17 protein-coding genes are annotated in these 16,344 nt (G+C 69.1%); 9 read left to right on the forward strand and 8 right to left on the reverse strand.

Annotation, left to right across the window (positions count from 1 at the left end; genetic code table 11):
• Nucleotides 1-22 precede the first annotated feature (22 nt).
• Nucleotides 23-1,069 carry a L,D-transpeptidase family protein gene (locus tag D8I30_RS00120; RefSeq protein ID WP_121480918.1) on the forward strand — a complete coding sequence of 349 codons (1,047 nt, stop codon included), beginning with the start codon at nucleotides 23-25 and terminating at the stop codon, nucleotides 1,067-1,069.
• On the opposite strand, the gene D8I30_RS00125 is transcribed toward D8I30_RS00120, so the two are convergent.
• From D8I30_RS00125 to fabD, 8 genes are all read right to left on the reverse strand, one after another.
• Entirely contained in the window at nucleotides 1,066-1,518 is a 453-nt protein-coding gene (locus D8I30_RS00125; RefSeq protein ID WP_121480919.1) for a nucleoside deaminase, read from the reverse strand. The two genes, D8I30_RS00120 and D8I30_RS00125, sit on opposite strands and share 4 nt — an antisense overlap.
• A gap of 4 nt (nucleotides 1,519-1,522) precedes the next feature.
• Nucleotides 1,523-2,164, reverse strand: coding sequence for a guanylate kinase (gene gmk, locus D8I30_RS00130; protein ID WP_121480920.1), 642 nt, complete (start codon nucleotides 2,162-2,164; stop codon nucleotides 1,523-1,525).
• Complete coding sequence (locus D8I30_RS00135) at nucleotides 2,154-3,053, reverse strand: YicC/YloC family endoribonuclease (protein ID WP_121480921.1); 900 nt, start codon at nucleotides 3,051-3,053, stop codon at nucleotides 2,154-2,156. Before D8I30_RS00135 ends, gmk begins: the two co-directional genes overlap by 11 nt.
• Nucleotides 3,050-4,246: an endolytic transglycosylase MltG gene (mltG, locus tag D8I30_RS00140; RefSeq protein ID WP_121480922.1), complete on the reverse strand. Its 1,197-nt coding sequence runs from the start codon at nucleotides 4,244-4,246 to the stop codon at nucleotides 3,050-3,052. Before mltG ends, D8I30_RS00135 begins: the two co-directional genes overlap by 4 nt.
• A gap of 1 nt (nucleotide 4,247) precedes the next feature.
• Nucleotides 4,248-5,528 (reverse strand): beta-ketoacyl-ACP synthase II, encoded by a 1,281-nt coding sequence (gene fabF / locus D8I30_RS00145; protein ID WP_121480923.1) that lies wholly within the window; start codon nucleotides 5,526-5,528, stop codon nucleotides 4,248-4,250.
• A gap of 119 nt (nucleotides 5,529-5,647) precedes the next feature.
• On the reverse strand, nucleotides 5,648-5,887 hold the full coding sequence (locus D8I30_RS00150; RefSeq protein WP_105564338.1) for an acyl carrier protein: 240 nt from the start codon (nucleotides 5,885-5,887) through the stop codon (nucleotides 5,648-5,650).
• A gap of 185 nt (nucleotides 5,888-6,072) precedes the next feature.
• Entirely contained in the window at nucleotides 6,073-6,813 is a 741-nt protein-coding gene (gene fabG / locus D8I30_RS00155) for a 3-oxoacyl-[acyl-carrier-protein] reductase (protein ID WP_121480924.1), read from the reverse strand.
• A gap of 167 nt (nucleotides 6,814-6,980) precedes the next feature.
• Nucleotides 6,981-7,925: an ACP S-malonyltransferase gene (fabD, locus tag D8I30_RS00160; RefSeq protein WP_121480925.1), complete on the reverse strand. Its 945-nt coding sequence runs from the start codon at nucleotides 7,923-7,925 to the stop codon at nucleotides 6,981-6,983.
• A 269-nt stretch (nucleotides 7,926-8,194) separates the two neighbouring features.
• On the opposite strand from fabD, the gene rpsF reads away from it, so the two are divergent.
• The 8 genes from rpsF to alr all read left to right on the forward strand — a co-directional run bounded on the left by rpsF (nucleotide 8,195) and on the right by alr (nucleotide 16,227).
• Complete coding sequence (gene rpsF / locus D8I30_RS00165; RefSeq protein ID WP_121480926.1) at nucleotides 8,195-8,572, forward strand: 30S ribosomal protein S6; 378 nt, start codon at nucleotides 8,195-8,197, stop codon at nucleotides 8,570-8,572.
• Nucleotides 8,573-8,583: 11 nt separating this feature from the next.
• Entirely contained in the window at nucleotides 8,584-8,859 is a 276-nt protein-coding gene (rpsR, locus tag D8I30_RS00170) for a 30S ribosomal protein S18 (protein WP_003167100.1), read from the forward strand.
• 1 nt (nucleotide 8,860) lies between these two features.
• Nucleotides 8,861-9,445 carry a 50S ribosomal protein L9 gene (gene rplI, locus D8I30_RS00175; RefSeq protein WP_121480927.1) on the forward strand — a complete coding sequence of 195 codons (585 nt, stop codon included), beginning with the start codon at nucleotides 8,861-8,863 and terminating at the stop codon, nucleotides 9,443-9,445.
• A 465-nt stretch (nucleotides 9,446-9,910) separates the two neighbouring features.
• Nucleotides 9,911-12,274 carry a TonB-dependent receptor plug domain-containing protein gene (locus D8I30_RS00180; protein WP_430804993.1) on the forward strand — a complete coding sequence of 788 codons (2,364 nt, stop codon included), beginning with the start codon at nucleotides 9,911-9,913 and terminating at the stop codon, nucleotides 12,272-12,274.
• Nucleotides 12,275-12,454: 180 nt separating this feature from the next.
• A complete protein-coding gene (locus tag D8I30_RS00185) occupies nucleotides 12,455-12,832 on the forward strand; it encodes a hypothetical protein (RefSeq protein WP_121480929.1) in 378 nt (125 codons plus the stop codon).
• Nucleotides 12,833-12,933: 101 nt separating this feature from the next.
• A complete protein-coding gene (locus D8I30_RS00190) occupies nucleotides 12,934-13,287 on the forward strand; it encodes a hypothetical protein (protein WP_162938748.1) in 354 nt (117 codons plus the stop codon).
• A 121-nt stretch (nucleotides 13,288-13,408) separates the two neighbouring features.
• Nucleotides 13,409-14,914, forward strand: a complete 1,506-nt coding sequence (locus D8I30_RS00195; RefSeq protein ID WP_121480931.1) for a replicative DNA helicase — start codon at nucleotides 13,409-13,411, stop codon at nucleotides 14,912-14,914.
• Nucleotides 14,915-15,177: 263 nt separating this feature from the next.
• On the forward strand, nucleotides 15,178-16,227 hold the full coding sequence (gene alr / locus D8I30_RS00200; protein ID WP_121480932.1) for an alanine racemase: 1,050 nt from the start codon (nucleotides 15,178-15,180) through the stop codon (nucleotides 16,225-16,227).
• Nucleotides 16,228-16,344: the final 117 nt, after the last annotated feature.

Consider the following 16,344-nt stretch of genomic DNA (forward strand, 5'->3'; position numbering starts at 1 on the left):
CCGAAACCGTCTCGGAGCCTTCATGTCGAAATCGCGTCTCGCCGTCGCCGCCCTTCCCTTCGCCCTGGCCGCCTTGACGGCCTGCGGATCGCCCGCCGAAACGCCGAGACCCGAGCCGCAGCCGCCGGTCGTCGAAAGCCCGGCGCCGGCCCTGACGCGCGAGGCGGTCGAGACCGCCGTGTTCGAATCCGTGGCGGCCGCCCCCGTAGAGGGCCAGCCGGCACAGCCGGACGCGGCGACAGCGCGCGCTCAGATCCTGCTGGACCGGGCCAACTTCTCGCCGGGCGTGATCGACGGTCTGGGCGGCGACAACACCCGCCAGGCTGTCGCCGCCTTCGAAAAGGCCGCCGGCCTGCCGCAGGACGGGGTGCTGGACGCCGAGGTCTTCCGCCGCCTGACCGCCGGGGACGACGGCCGCGTCCTGACCGACTACGCGATCACCGCCGCCGACCTGGCCGGGCCCTTCATCGGTCAGGTCCCGGCCAAACTGGCCGACATGGCCAGGCTCCAGACCGTCGGCTACGCCACGCCGCTGGAGATGCTGGCCGAGAAGTTCCACATGACCGAGGGCCTGCTGCAGGCGCTCAACCCCGGCGTCGACTTCGGCAAGCCGGGCCAGACCATCGTCGTCGCCGCCGTGACCCAGACCGATCTGACGGGCGACGTGGCCCACATCGTCGTCGACAAGGCGGAACGGTCCGTGCGGGCCTATGACGCGTCGGACAGGCTGCTGGCCTTCTATCCGGCCACCATCGGCAGTTCCGCGCGCCCGGCGCCCTCGGGCGAGCTCCGCGTCGTCGGCGTCGCGCCCGAGCCCAACTACACCTACGACCCGGACCGGGTCAGCTATGACCGGGGCGACCGCAAGGTCATCGTGCCGCCGGGGCCGAACAATCCGGTCGGCTCGGTGTGGATCGACCTGTCGCGCGACACCTACGGCATCCACGGCACGCCGGACCCGTCCAAGGTCGGCAAGACCTTCTCCAGCGGCTGCGTGCGCCTGACCAACTGGGACGCCGAACAGCTGGCGTCCAAGGTCAAGCCGGGCGTTCGGGTGACCTTCCGCTAGGCGGCGTAAAGCTCCGCCGCCGTCCGCCCCGGCACGTCCAGTTGCCTCATCGGCAACGGCGGCGGGTCCAGCCTCACGCCCAGCGCCTGATAGGTCGCCGCGCTCGAGAAGCCGTAGGCCTCGGCGTCGTCGTTGCTGAAGGCGTAATAGACGGCGCTGACGCGCGTCATCACCGCCGCAGCCAGGCACATGGGGCACGGATGGCCGCTGGCGTAGAGGACAGCGCCCGACAGGTCGACCGTCCCCAGCGCGGGCCCCGCCTGGCGCAGGGCCTCCATTTCGGCGTGGGAGCTGGGGTCGCAGGTGGCCAGCATCCGGTTGACACCGGTCGCGACCACCGCGCCGTCCTTGACCAGCACCGCGCCGAACGGCCGCCCGCCGGCCTTGACGTTCTCCAGCGCCAGGTCGACGGCCTGGGCCAGCCAGCGGCGGTGCTCGGCGTCGCTCATGGCGTCAGACCACTTCCTTGAGCAGGGCCGCCTTGTAGCCCTCGACCCACAGGTTGCGGTGACGGCGGCTGCGCTCGGCGTGATAGATGTGGGCCAGCTCGGCGTAGGAGCGGTCGAAGTCCTCGTTGACCAGGACGTAGTCGAAGTCGTCGCAGTGTTCGATCTCGCCCTTGGCGTTGGCGACCCGGCGCTCGATCACGTCCTCGGCGTCCTGCGAGCGCGTCACCAGGCGGCGGCGCAGCTCTTCTAGGCTAGGCGGCAGGATGAAGACCCGCACGGCGTCGCCGGGGCATTTGACGGCCACGTCGCGGGCGCCCTGCCAGTCGATGTCGAACAGGACGTCGCGGCCCTCGGCCAGCGCCCGCTCGACCGGGGCGGCCGGGCTGCCGTAGCGGTTGCCGTGCACGTCGGCCCATTCCAGGAAGGCGTCGGCGTCGATCAGCCGCTGGAATTCTTCCTTGCTGACGAAGTTGTAGTCGCGACCGTCCACCTCGCCCGGGCGGATGCCGCGCGTGGTCATGGAGACCGACAGCTCCAGCCCCTTGTGATCGGCCATCAGGCGGCGGCACAGCGAGGTCTTTCCGGCCCCCGACGGACTGGCCACGATCAGCAGGACGCCACGGCGGGGGGTGCGGTTATTCGACATTCTGAACTTGTTCTCGAAGCTGCTCGATGACGGCCTTCAACTCCAGGCCGATTCCGGTGAGCGCGGTCGTAGCGGATTTCGAGCAGAGGGTGTTCGCCTCGCGCATGAATTCCTGCATCAGGAAGTCGAGTTTTCGACCGGCGGGGGGTTGCTGCAACAGTGCCCGGGCCGAGGCGACGTGGGCGGCCAGACGGTCCAGCTCCTCGCGCACGTCGGCCTTGGTCGCCAGGGCGGCCGCTTCCAGAAAGATGCGCTCGTCCAGGCCCGGCGCCTCGGGGGCCAGGTCCGCCATGCGGCGGGTGAAGCGGTCGCGGATCGCCTCGGTCTGGGCCGACGCCTCCAGTTCGGCGCGCGCGACCAGGGCCTCGATGGCGCCGACGAAGTCGTGGATGACCGGCGTCAGCTGCTCGCCTTCGCGCAGGCGCGAGGCTTTGAGCGCGTCCAGGGCGTGTTCGACCGTGGCGGCCATGGCGGCCTCCAGAGCGGCGCGGGCGTCCGCGTCCTCGTCCTCTTCTGCCACCTCGATGACGCCGCGCAGGGCCAGCAGGCCGTCGGCCGAGGGCGGCGTCGCCCCCTCCTCCGCGAGCTGGTTGGCCAGCCGCAGATAGGTGGCCAGCACGGCCTCGTTGACGCGAGGCGCGGGCTCGAAACCCTCGGCGCGCTTGGCCTGCAGGCCCAGCGTCACCTGGCCCCGGTTCAGGCGCGCCTGCGCCGCCGCCTTGGCCAGCCGTTCCAGGTTGTCGAAGCCGCCGGGGCCGCGAAAGCGCGTCTCCAGCGTCCGGCCGTTGACCGAGCGCGCCTCAACCGTCCAGGTCCAGCCGTCCAGCGTCCCGTCGGCCCGGCCAAAGCCCGTCATGCCGGAAATTTGGCCCGAGATCGCGTTGCTCATCGTCCAGCCTCCGTCGGCACGCGAATGACCTTGGCGCCCGGCGGAATGGCGATGGCTGGGCCAGCCGCTTCATCCGTCATCGGCGCAGGCGACGTCTCCGGCGCGTTTTCCCCCGCCGTCAGGCCGGCCTTGCGGCGCTCGATCTCGCGCCAGCGGGCCACGTTCAGCAGATGCTCCTGATAGGTGCGGGCGAAGACGTGGCCGCCGGTGCCGTCGGCGACGAAGAAGACGTATTCCGAACGCGGCGGGTTCAGCACCGCCTTCAGCGCCTCCTCGCCCGGATTGGCGATGGGCGTCGGCGGCAGGCCGTCGATCAGATAGGTGTTCCACGGCGTCGGCTTGCGCAGTTCCGACAGCAGGATGGGGCGTCCTAGAGGCCGCCCCTTGGTCACGCCGTAGATGATGGTCGGATCGCTCTCCAGCCGCATCCCCAGGCGCAGGCGGTTGGTGAAGACGGCCGCCACCTGCGGCCGTTCGGAGGCGATGCCCGTCTCCTTCTCGACGATGGAGGCCAGGACCAGGGCCTCTTGCGGGGTCGTGACCACGGTGGCGGGCGAACGGGCGGCCCACAGGGTCTCCAACTTGGCCTTGGCGGCGCGCTGCATGCGGGCGACGACGGCGGCGCGGGTCTCGCCGCGCGTGACTTCATAGGTCTCGGGCCACAGGGAGCCCTCGGGCGGGACCTCGACCTCGCCGGTCAGGACCGGCTGCTTCATCAGGATGTCGACCGCCTGGGCGCTGGACCAGCCCTCGGGCAGGGTCACGTAGTGGCGCACCACCTTGCCGTCGACCAGCAGGCCGACCACGGCGGCCAGGGAGGCGCCCGACGGCACCTGATATTCGCCCGCGCGGATCTTGCGGTCGGCGCCGGTCAGGCTGACGGCCGCGCGGAACAGGTCGGTGGAGCGGATCACCCCCGCCGACTTCAGATTGGCGGCGATGGCCGGCACGCCCGCCCCGGACGGCAGGGTGACGATGGTCGCCTGCCCTTCCGCCGCCTTCGGCCCCGGTCCCCAATAGACGGCCCACAGCGCCACCAGCGCCGCGACCAGGAACAGGCCCAGCGTCCCGGCGGCGGTGATCAGGCCCACGCCGAGACCTGAACGAGAGCCTCCGCCCCCGCCGCCCTTTTTCGGAACGCGCGACTTGGGAATGCGAACCTTGGGGGTGCGGCGGGACGGAGCCTTGGCCAAGTCAGTCGACCTTCTTGAAGATCACGGCCGCATTGGTGCCGCCGAAACCGAAGCTGTTGGACATCGCCACATCGATCTTCCTGGCCTTGCCCTTGTGCGGGACCAGGTCGATCGGCGTCTCCATTTCGGGATCGTCCAGGTTGATGGTCGGGGGCGCCATCTGGTCGCGGATGGCCAGGACCGAGAAGATGCTCTCGATGGCCCCGGCGGCGCCCAGCAGGTGGCCCGTCATCGACTTGGTCGACGACACGGCCAGGTCCTTGGCGTGGTCGCCGACCAGCCGTTCGACCGCCTTCAGCTCGATCCAGTCGGCCATGGTCGAGGTGCCGTGGGCGTTGACGTAGTCGATGTCGGAGGGCTGCATCCCGGCCCGCTTCAGCGCAGCCTTCATGGCCCGCAGGCCGCCGTCGCCGTCTTCCGACGGGGCGGTGATGTGATAGGCGTCGCCGCTCATGCCGTAGCCGACGACCTCGGCGTAGATCTTGGCGCCCCGCGCCTTGGCGTGTTCGTATTCTTCCAGAACCATCACGCCCGCGCCTTCGCCCATGACGAAGCCGGCGTGGCCGCGGTCATAGGGGCGCGAGGCCTTCTCGGGCGTGTCGTTGTAGGCGGTGCACAGGGCCTTGCAGGCCAGGAAGCCGGCGATGCCGATCGGCACGACCGAGCTTTCGGCGCCGCCCGCCACCATGACGTCGGCGTCGCCCAGGGCGATCATCCGGGCCGCGTCGCCGATGGCGTGGGCGCCGGTGGCGCAGGCGGTGACGACCGCGTGGTTCGGGCCCTTCAGGCCGTGGCGGATCGAAATCTGGCCCGAGGCCAGGTTGATCAGGGCCGAGGGGATGAAGAAGGGACTGACGCGGCGGACGCCCTGTTCCTTAAGCACGATGGCGGTGTCGGCGATGGGGCCCAGGCCGCCGATGCCCGACCCGACCATGACGCCCGTCGCTTCCTTGTCCTCTTCCGATTCCGGCTTCCAGTCCGCATCGGCCAGCGCCTCGTCGGCGGCGGCGATGGCGTACAGGATGAAGTCGTCGACGCGCTTGCGGTCCTTGGCCGACATCACCTGGTCGGGATCGAAGACGCCCGGCTGACCAGGCTCGCCGCCACCGCGCCCGTCGACGCTGGGCACCTCGCCCGCGATGGTGCAGCCGTAGCCCTCGGTGTCGAAGGCGGTGATCGGACGGATGCCCGAGCGGCCTTCCAGAATGCCTTTCCAGACGTGCTCGACGCCCGTTCCCAACGGAGTGACCAGGCCGAGGCCCGTGATGACGACGCGGCGCATGGTTCGCGCTCCTTCTTGGTCAGAATCGTAGCCAGAAACACTAATGGCCGCCGGACGGTCCCGCTAGGGTCCCGTCACGGCGGCCATCAGCTTGGTAGGTGCGACGAATCGCAGCCGGATCAGCCGGCCAGCTTCTCGTCGATGAACTTCACCGCGTCGCCGACGGTCTGGATGTGCTCAGCGGCGTCATCCGGGATCTCGACGTCGAATTCTTCTTCGAAGGCCATGACCAGTTCGACGTTGTCGAGCGAGTCGGCGCCCAGGTCGTCGATGAAGGAAGCCTTCTCGGTGACCTTGTCCGGATCGGCGTCCAGGTGGTCGATCACGATCTTGCGGACGCGTTCGAGGGTGTCGGACATGAGTGTCTCTCTTGCCTGTTTGAAATCGCCGTGAAGGCGGGTCTTGGGTTGCTTCGCCGTGTCACGGCTGCCTGCCGGGTGCAAGTCCGAATGAGACTCACCCCCGAAAGGCGTCCGTGCCCTTTAGCACAGGGGAGCGGGCTGGAAATAGTCTGTCGCGCGTCGTGATGACGGCGCACGACCGCTTAAATCATGGCCATGCCGCCGTTGACGTGCAGGGTCTGGCCCGTGACGTAGGCGGCTTCGTCCGACGACAGATAGACGGCGGCCGAGGCGATCTCGCCGCCCGTGCCCAGGCGGCCGGCCGGAATCTTGGTCAGGATGGCTTCGCGCTGCTGGTCGTTCAGCACGTCGGTCATCGGCGAGGCGATGAAGCCCGGCGCGATGCAATTGACCGTGATCCCGCGCGAGCCGACTTCCTGGGCCAGCGACTTGGAGAAGCCGATCATCCCGGCCTTGGAGGCGGAATAGTTGGTCTGGCCGGGGTTGCCGGTCACGCCCACCACCGAGGTGATGCCGATGATGCGGCCCGAACGGCGCTTCATCATCCCCTTCACCGCCGCGCGGGTCAGACGGAAATAGCTCTCCAGGTTGATCGACAGGACGGACAGGAAGTCCTCGTCCTTCATCCGCATCAGCAGGCCGTCCTTGGTGATGCCGGCGTTGGCGACCAGGATGTCCAGCGGCGCGCCGGCGGCTTCCTCGGCCTTGGCGACCAGGCCGTCGACCGATTCGGGGTCCGACAGGTTGGCGACGGCGTAGTGGGCGCGCTCGCCCAGTTCCTTGGCCAGGTCGGCCAGCACGGCTTCGCGGGTGCCGGACAGGACGACGGTCGCGCCCTGGGCGTGCAGGGCGCGGGCGATGGCCCCGCCGATGCCGCCGGTGGCGCCGGTCACGAGGGCGGTCTTGCCGGTAAGGTTGAACATCTCTGTCTCCTCTTCCTTCTCCCCTTGCGGGAGAAGGTGGCCCGTCAGGGCCGGATGAGGGGTCGCGCCGACCCCTGCCGTGTTTTCAATCCGAGAAACCGCTCAGGTGGAGCGACCCCTCATCCGTCTGGCTTCGCCAGCCACCTTCTCCCGCAAGGGGAGAAGGATCAAAGGCTTTTCGCGAACGCTTCCAGCTCTTCGGCCGTGTTCAGCGCCAGGGCCTCGGCGTCGGGGGCGATGCGCTTGGCCATGCCGGTCAGCACCTTGCCCGCGCCGACCTCGACGAAGCGGGTCACGCCGCCTTCAGAGGCCATCCACTCCATGCTCTCGCGCCAGCGCACGCGGCCGGTCACCTGCTCGACCAGCAGGCGGCGGATGACCTCGGCGTCGGTTTCCCGGCGGGCCGTGACGTTGGCGACCACCGGCACGACGGGCGCGATGATCTTCGCATCGGCCAGCGCGGCGGCCATTTCATCGGCGGCAGGCTGCATCAGCGGGCAGTGGAAAGGAGCCGAGACGTTCAGCGGGATCGCCCGCGCGCCCAGTTCCTTGGCCTTCTCGATGGCCAGGTCAACCGCGGCCTTGTCGCCGGAGATGACGACATTGCCCTTGTTGTTGTCGTTGGCGACGACGCAGACGCCCGCCGCCGAACCGGCCTTGGCCGCCTCTTCAGCCAGCGCCAGATCGGTCTTGGGGCCGATCAGCGAGGCCATCGCCCCCTTGCCCACCGGCACGGCGCGCTGCATGGCCTGGCCGCGCAGCTTCAGCAGGCGGGCGGTGTCCGACAGGCTGATCGCGCCCGCCGCCGCCAGGGCCGAATATTCGCCCAGCGAGTGACCCGCGACGAAGGCGGCGCGCGCCACGTCGACGCCGAACTCGACCTTCAGCACCCGCGCCGTGGCGACCGACACCGCCATCAGCGCGGGCTGGGCGTTTTCGGTCAGGGTCAGCTGATCCTCGGGCCCTTCGCGCATCAGCTCGAACAGCTTCTGGTTCAGGGCGTCGTCCACCTCGGCGAAGATTTCGCGCGCGCTGACGAAAGCGTCCGCCAGGGCGACGCCCATGCCCACCGACTGGCTGCCCTGACCGGGAAAGAGAAGCGCGAGGCTCATCCGGGATCGTCCGTCATCCGTTGAATCAAGCCGCGAGGGGTAGGCGAATCCCTCCCCTACGGCAAGAAAAAGGACAGTCGAACGCCCGGTCGACGCCCCCTGCGCCTTGCCATTGCGGGGGTTTTCCCGTATAGGCGCGCCCTTTCCAGGGCTTCGGTCCTGCTGCGGAACGTCAAAGGGCCGGGAAACTCCCGTCCGCCGCATCAGGAGCCATCGTGGACGAACTCCCCGGTTCGCCCGCGCCGATGTCCGCCAAGGGAGAATACCGCATGGCTCTTTACGAGCACACGGTCATGACGCGCCAGGATATCTCGGCGCAACAGGCCGAAGCGCTGAACGACACCATCAAGGCTCTGATCGAAGAAGGCGGCGGCTCCGTCGCCAAGATCGAGTACTGGGGTCTGCGCAACCTGACCTACCGGGTCAAGAAGAACCGCAAGGCTCACTATTCGCTGCTGGCCGTCGACTGCCCGCCGGCCGCCATGGCCGAAGTCGAGCGCCAGCTGTCGATCAACGAAGACGTGCTGCGCTGGCTGACCATCCGCGTCGAGGAACTCGACCTGGAGCTGTCGCCCCTGCTGGCCCGCCGCGAACGCGAGCGTGACCGCAGCGCCCCGCGCGGCGAAGACGCCGCGGCTTCGGAATAAGGAACCGGATCATGACCGATACGACTGCCCCCATCCCGGGCGCTCCGGCCGGCTCCGGCCCGGCCCGTCGCCCCTTCTATCGTCGCCGCAAGGTGTGCCCGTTCTCGGGCGCCAACGCGCCGAAGATCGACTACAAGGACGTGAAGCTGCTGCAGCGTTACGTCTCCGAACGCGGCAAGATCGTGCCTTCGCGCATCACCGCCGTTTCCGCCAAGAAGCAACGCGAACTGGCCAAGGCCATCAAGCGCGCCCGCTACCTGGCCCTCCTGCCGTACGTGGTGAAGTAAGATGAAGGTCGTTCTGCTGGAACGCGTCGAGAACCTCGGCGCCATCGGCGACGTCGTCACCGTCAAGGACGGCTTCGCCCGTAACTACCTTCTGCCGCGCGACAAGGCGCGTCGCGCCACCGAAGCCAACCTGAAGGCCTTCGAAATCGAACGCGTCGCCATTGAGCAGCGCAACGAGAAGAACAAGGCCGACGCTCAGAAGATCGCCGACAAGATCGACGGTCAGAGCTACGTCATGATCCGTCAGGCTGGCGAAACCGGCCAGCTGTACGGTTCGGTCGCTGGTCGCGACGTGGCGGAAGCCATCCGCGCCGAAGGCGGCAAGGTCGAGCGGTCGCAGGTCGTCCTGAACACGGCGATCAAGACGCTGGGCGTCCACGAAGTGCTGGTCCGCCTGCACGCCGAGGTCTCGGCCACCGTCAAGATCAACATCGCCCGTTCGGCCGACGAAGCCGAGCGTCAGGCGAAGGGCGAGGACGTGATCCGCGCTCAGTTCGACGACGAGCGTCAAGCTGCTGACCAGGCCGCTCAAGAGCTGCTGGAAGGCGGCGCCGGCCAACAGGAAGGCTTCGGCGACGAAGCCTGATCCTGTCGCTTCGGCGAGATGATCGAGGGGCGCTTCCGCAAGGAAGCGCCCCTTTTTTCTTCTTCACCCTCTCCCAATGGGAGAGGGAAAAAGGTTAGTTTCTCTAAACATCCCCTCACACAATCTCGATAGGCGTCGCCGCTTTCGCACCGCAATATCGCCATGGCTCGTCGCCGTTGACGGGCAGGAGATGACGATGCGCCCCGGCCTTTACGCCCGACTGCATCGCCCGGTCGTCCGACCGGCGCGATGTCCGTGCCAAGCACCCTGAAGCCGCCCTCCCCGACCGGTCCGCCGCCGGTCTGCGGTTTCCGCCCGCTTCCATAGCTTCGCTTCCCGACGCGCCCGACGCCCGCCCTCCCGCGGCGGCGTCCCCTGACGCGCGTCCAATCAGAAAAGACGACCTCTCGAGATGACCCCCCCCTCCGCCCCGCCCTTCTGGCCGCCGCATCCGGCGTCGCCCTGTTGATCGCCGGCGCCGCCAGCGCCCAGACCCTTCCCAATCTGGCCGCTCCTGACGACGCGACCTCGGTCGACGACATCGTGGTGACGGGCACGCGCGCCCCGGCCCGCTCGCGCCTGGACACCCTGGCCCCCGTCGACGTGGTGACGGCCGAGACGCTGCAGAACCGCGGCACCACCGAGTTCGCCGCCGCCCTGGCCCAGACCGTGCCGTCCCTGACCTTCCAGCGTCCCTCGGCCAACGACGGCACGGACTCGATCCGCCCCGCCACCCTGCGCGGCCTGTCGCCGGACCAGACCCTGGTGCTGGTCAACGGCACGCGCCGCCACGCCTCGGCCCTGGTCAACGTCAACGGCACGGTCGGGCGCGGCTCGGCCGCCGTCGACCTGAACGCCATCCCCAGCGGCGCCCTGGACCGGGTCGAGGTGCTGCGCGACGGCGCCTCGGCGCAATACGGCTCGGACGCCATCGCCGGGGTCGTCAACCTGCGCCTCAAGGAAGCCCGCGAAGGCGGCGGCGCCAGCATCACCACCGGCCAGTACTTCACCAATGTGAAGACCGCGCGCGGCGAGCGGGACGAGGAAGACGGCCGCGCCGTCACCGCCTCGGCCTGGCAAGGCTTCGGCCTGGGATCGGACGGCTTCCTGACCCTGTCGGCGGAATACTCCGACCGCGATCCCACCAACCGTTCGGACTACGACCCGCGCCCCGCCGCCAACGGCGCCGTGACCGCCCGCTTCGGCGACCCCGAGGTCGAGCAGTGGAGCGTCTTCGCCAATGCGGGCAAGCCGCTGAACGCCGATTGGGAAGCCTATGGCTGGGCCGGCTATCAGGCGCGCGACAGTTCTTCGGCCGCCTTCCCGCGCCTGTCGGACAACGCCAACAATGTGCCGTCCATCTATCCGAACGGCTTCCTGCCCAAAGTCGCCGTCAACTCCCAGGACGTTTCGGCCGCCGGCGGCGTGCGCGGGACGCTGGCCGGATGGGACGCGGACTTCAGCCTCGTCTATGGCCGCAACGCCCTGGACTTCCGCACCGAGGATTCGCTAAACGCCACCTATGGCGCCGACTCGCCGACCAGCTTCGATTCCGGCGGCCTGACCTATAACCAGCTGGTCTTCGGCGCCGATTTCACCCGCCAGTTCGAGGTCGGCCTCGACGGCGGCCCGCTGAACTTCGCCTGGGGCCTGGAGGCCCGCAAGGAGACCTACAAGATCGACGCCGGCCAGCCGGAATCCTGGAATCGCGGCCCGCTGGGCGCCAACACGGCCCTGGCCGGCGGCGCCCAGGGCTTCCCCGGCTTCCAGCCCTCGAACGAGGTCGATGAGGACCGCGACGCCGTCGCCCTCTACGCGGACGTCGAAATCCCCCTGACCGAAAAGCTGACGGTCGAAGGCGCGGTCCGGGTCGAGGACTACTCCGACTTCGGCGACGCCCAGACGGGCAAGCTGGCCGCCCGCTACGACTTCACGCCGAACTTCGCCCTGCGCGGCTCGGTCTCGACCGGCTTCCGCGCCCCGTCGCTGCAGCAGAGCTTCTTCACCTCGACCTCTTCGGTGATGCAGGACGGCGCCGTGGTCGAGACCGGCACCTTCCCCGCCACCAGCGCCGTCGCCTCGACGCTCGGCGCCCGGCCGCTGAAGGCCGAGACCTCGACCAACTACAGTCTGGGCGCGGTGATCCGCCTGGGGAATTTCGACCTGACCGTCGACGCCTACCGCATCGAGATCGAGGACCAGATCGTCCTGTCGGAGCTGATCAACCGCAGCTTCTCGCCCCAGGTCCGCGGCCTGCTGGACCCGCTGGGCGTCCAGGCCGCGCGTTTCTTCCTCAACGGCGTCTCCACCGAGACGCAGGGCGTCGACGTCGTCGGCCGCTATCGCCTGCGCACCGAGACGGCGGGCGACTGGGACTTCACCGTCGCCGCCAACGTCAACGAGGTCAGCGTGACACAGGTCCCGACCTCGTCCTCGGTTCTGAACCCGGTCCCGACCCTGTTCGCGCGCCAGCGCATCCTGACCATCGAGGAAGGCACGCCGGCCGCCAAGATTTCGGCGTCGGCCGACTGGAGCCTGGGCCGCTGGGGCGCGACGGCGCGGGCGACCCACTACGCCAGCGTGGTGCAGCCCGGTTCCGTCCCGGCCAACGACTACTTCACCGGCGACAAGACCACCGTCGACCTGGAAGGCCGCTTCCAGATCACCGACCGGGTCGGCCTGGCGGTCGGGGTCGACAACGTCTTCGACGAATACCCGGACTTCGTGCCCGCCAACCTGAACAGCAATGGCGTGCTGGGCTTCCCCTACTACTCGCCGTTCGGGTTCAACGGCCGCTACGGTTACGCTCGGCTGAGCGTGAAGTGGTGATTGGGTTGGAGCGCGCGCACAGGGGCTCACTCCCTGCCCTTTGAGCACGCGCTCCCTTGTCAGGCGCGGCGGCCGGCGCGGCCCCGCGCCTGACAAAAACTTAACGAATGACACGGTTCGTCGGCCATGGTTCCGCCATCGAGCCCGCGCTAAGCTTCGCCTTCCCTTGGGGAGGACACCATGAAAGCCGCCACATTCGCCGCCATCGCCGCCCTGGCGCTGTCCGCCGCTCCCACCATGGCGGTCGCCATGACCGTGCAGGAATTCCTGACCACCGCGAACCGCATCCCGCGCAATCCCACGGCCCTGCTGCGATCCGACGCGCGGCGCCTGATGAGCGAGATAAACGGCGCCTTCAAGTCGGTTCGCGACGATCAGGCAGCGGCCACGGCGGCGGGGCGGCGTGGCGCCACCTGCATTCCCGCAGGCACCAAGATCAGCGTGTCGCCCGACATGATCTTGAATCGGTTCAACGCCATCCCCGCCCACCGACGCAGCATCAGCGTCACCCAGGCCGTGCGCGAATGGATGGCGGAGGAGCATCCCTGCCCGGCCTGACGGCCGGCGGCGATCTTGCTTCGTGAAGCGTTGCAGCGCATCTAGCGCGCATGCTTTTCCGCGCCTTCCTCCGCCCCGCCGCGCCTGTCCTGGGCGCCGTGATGCTGCTCGCCTCCCCCCAGGCCGCCAAAGCCCAGTCGTCGGACATGACGGTCCAGCAGTTCCTGGCGATCGGCCAGAACATCCCGCGCAACCGCGCCGCCGCCGTCATGCGCCCCGACACCCGCCGCCTGATCCGCGAGGTCACCAGCGCCGTCAGCACGGTCAAGGCCGAGCAGGCCTCGGCCCTGTCGGCGGGCCGCCGCCCGGCCCACTGCATCCCCGCCTCCGGCACCGGCATCACGCCTGAAGCCCTGGTCGCGCGCTTCGAGACCATGCCCGAGCCGCGTCGCCGCATCACCGTGACCCAGGCGGTGCGCGACTGGATGGCCGAGCGCTACCCCTGCCGCGGCTGACGCCCGCGCACTGATCGGACAGCGGTTTTTGAGCGCCGTCCACAGACCTCGCCGACTGTCCACGATGACGAGGGCGCCCGCCTCTGACGCAGGGCGCGCCTATGCGTATTGAATGATGCCGATGAACGCCTTCGCCCCGATGCCCTACGACTCCGCCCCCGACGCCGTCCAGGTGTCGTCCATGCCCCACAACCTGGAGGCGGAGCAGGCCCTGCTGGGCTCGCTGATGTTCGACAACGCCGTGTTCGAGCGCCTGTCGGACCGGCTGCGCGGCAGCCATTTCTACGAGCCCTTCCACCAGCGCCTGTTCGACGCCATCGAGGACCACATCCGTCAGGGCCTGCTGGCCGAGCCCACCATCCTGATGGAGCGGTTCAAGCAGGATCCGGCGTTCCAGGAATTCGGCGGCCTGCGCTACCTGGCCGACCTGGTGGACCGGGCGCCGCCCGCCGCCAACGCCCCCGACTACGCCCGCGTTGTCTATGACCTGGCCCTGCGCCGCGACCTGATCCGCATCGGCGGCGAGATCATCAAGGAGGCGCCCAACCCCGAGACGCCCGCCGACGAACAGATCGAACAGGCCGAGCAGACGCTCTACTCCCTGGCCGAGACGGGCAAGCCGTCGTCGGGCTTCGTCAGCTTCTCGCAGGCCCTGTCGGGCGCTGTGGAAATGGCGGGCGAGGCCTATCAGCGCGAGGGCAAGCTGGCGGGCCTGGCCACCCGTCTGGACGACCTGGACCAGAAGCTGGGCGGCCTGCACCCCTCCGACCTTCTGATCCTCGCGGGCCGACCGTCGATGGGTAAGACGGCGCTGGCGACCAACATCGCCTTCAACGTCGCCCGCAACTATCGCTGGGAGCCGACCCCGGACGGCGGGCGCAAGACCGTCGACGGCGGCGTGGTCGCCTTCTACTCGCTGGAAATGAGCGCCGAACAGCTGGCCATGCGTATCCTGGCCGATGCGTCGGGCGTGTCCTCGGATAAGCTGCGCAAGGGCGAGATCGACGCCTCCGACTTCGGCAAGATTCGCGACGCCGCCATCGAGATCGGCGAAAGCCCCCTCTACATCGACGCCACCGGCGGCCTGTCCATCTCCAAGCTGGCGGCGCGCGCCCGACGCCTGAAGCGGATGGAGCACGGCCTCGACCTGATCGTGGTCGACTACCTCCAGCTCGTCACCACCGGCGACAGCGGCGGCCAGAAGAACCGCGTGCAGGAAGTGTCCGAGATCACCGGCGGCCTCAAGGCCCTGGCCAAGGAGCTGAACGTCCCCATCATCGCCCTGTCGCAGTTGTCGCGTCAGGTCGAAAACCGCGAGGACAAGCGGCCCCAGCTGTCGGACCTTCGTGAATCGGGCTCGATCGAGCAGGACGCCGACTGCGTGATGTTCGTGTACCGCGAAAGCTACTACCTGGGCCGGGCCGAGCCGCGCGAGGGCACCGAAGAGCACCTGAAGTGGCAGGAAGACATGGACCGCCTGCAGCATCAGGCCGAGGTGGTCATCGGCAAGCAACGTCACGGCCCCATCGGCATCGTCAAGCTGGCCTTCGATTCCAACACCACCCGCTTCGGCAACCTGGCCAACGACGGCCGCTACGGCAGCGCCTATGCGGATATTCCGGAGTAGGGCGAGACGTCGCCCCTCTCCCATTCTCCGTCATCCTCGCCCCCATTCTCCGTCGTCCTCGCCCCCATTCTCCGTCATCCTCGGGCTTGACCCGAGGATCGAGCGCAGGGCGCGCTCAGCCTTTTCCAATGTCGCGCAGACGGACAGCCCGATCCTCGGGTCAAGCCCGAGGATGACGGCGGAAAGCGCGGATGGCGGCGCCAGAACAGCCCAAGACGCAAAAGCCGGTAGCGCGGCCTGAACAGCGGCCTATAACCGCCTTCATGACCTCCCCCGCCTTCGCTCCCGCCGTGCTGCACGTCGACCTGGACGCGCTCGCCCGCAACTTCCGCACCCTGGGCGCCGTCACCGGCGTTCCGGTCAATCCGGTCGTCAAGGCCGACGGCTACGGCCTGGGCGCGGCGGCGGTGGCCAGGCGGCTGATGGCCGAGGGGGCGCGCACCTTCTTCGTGGCCCGCGCGGCCGAGGGCGTGCGCCTGCGCGAGGCGATCGGCCCCGAGCCGGTCATCTACATCCTGGACGGTTGCCACGGCGACGGGGCGGCCCTGCTCAAGGCGTCCAACCTGCGGCCGGTGATCAACCACCCGACCCAGCTCCAGACCTGGCGGGCGGCGGGCGGCGGCGCCTGCGCCCTGCAACTGGACACCGGCATGAACCGGCTGGGCTTCCGCGTCGAGGACGCGCCCGAACCGTTCGAGGGGCTGGAGCTGGTGATGACCCACCTGGCCTGCGCCGACGAGCCCGCCAACCCGATGAACCGCGCCCAGCGTGACGCCTATGCGGCGGCGGTCCAGCGCTATCCCGGCGTGACGCGCTCCTTCGCCAACTCGGGCGGCTGCTTCCTGGGGCCGGACTTCGCCTTCGACGTGGTGCGGCCGGGCATCTGCCTGTACGGCGGCGGGCCGGAAGGCCGCCCGCATGACAGGATCGCCCCCGTCGCCAGCCTGATCGCCCAGGCGGTGCAGGTGCGCGACGTCCCGGCCGGCGAAACCGTCGGCTATTCGCAAGGGTTCAAGGCGGAGCGGCCGATGCGCGTGGCCACCTGCGGCGCGGGCTACGCCGACGGCGTGCTGCGCAGCTACAGCCCCAGGGGCCAGGTCTTCGTCGGCGGCGAACTGCGGCCGATCATCGGCCGGGTGTCGATGGACGTGCTGGCGGTCGATGTGACCGGCCTGGACGTGCAGGCGGGCGATCCGGTCGAGATCTTCGGCGCCAACCGTCTGATCGACGACGCGGCCACGGCGGCGGGCACCATCAGCTATGAGCTGCTGACCTCGATCACGCCGCGCGTGCCGCGCGTCTATAAGGGCTGAGGCTGAGGCTGACGCTATCCATCCGTCATCGTCGGGCCTGACCCGCGATCCAGCCGCGCCGCCATTTGACGGCGCACCCTTCCCGATCGCGCCTGCTGGATGCCCGGATCAAGTCCG

The organism is Brevundimonas naejangsanensis (assembly GCF_003627995.1).
Classification (GTDB): domain Bacteria; phylum Pseudomonadota; class Alphaproteobacteria; order Caulobacterales; family Caulobacteraceae; genus Brevundimonas; species Brevundimonas naejangsanensis_B.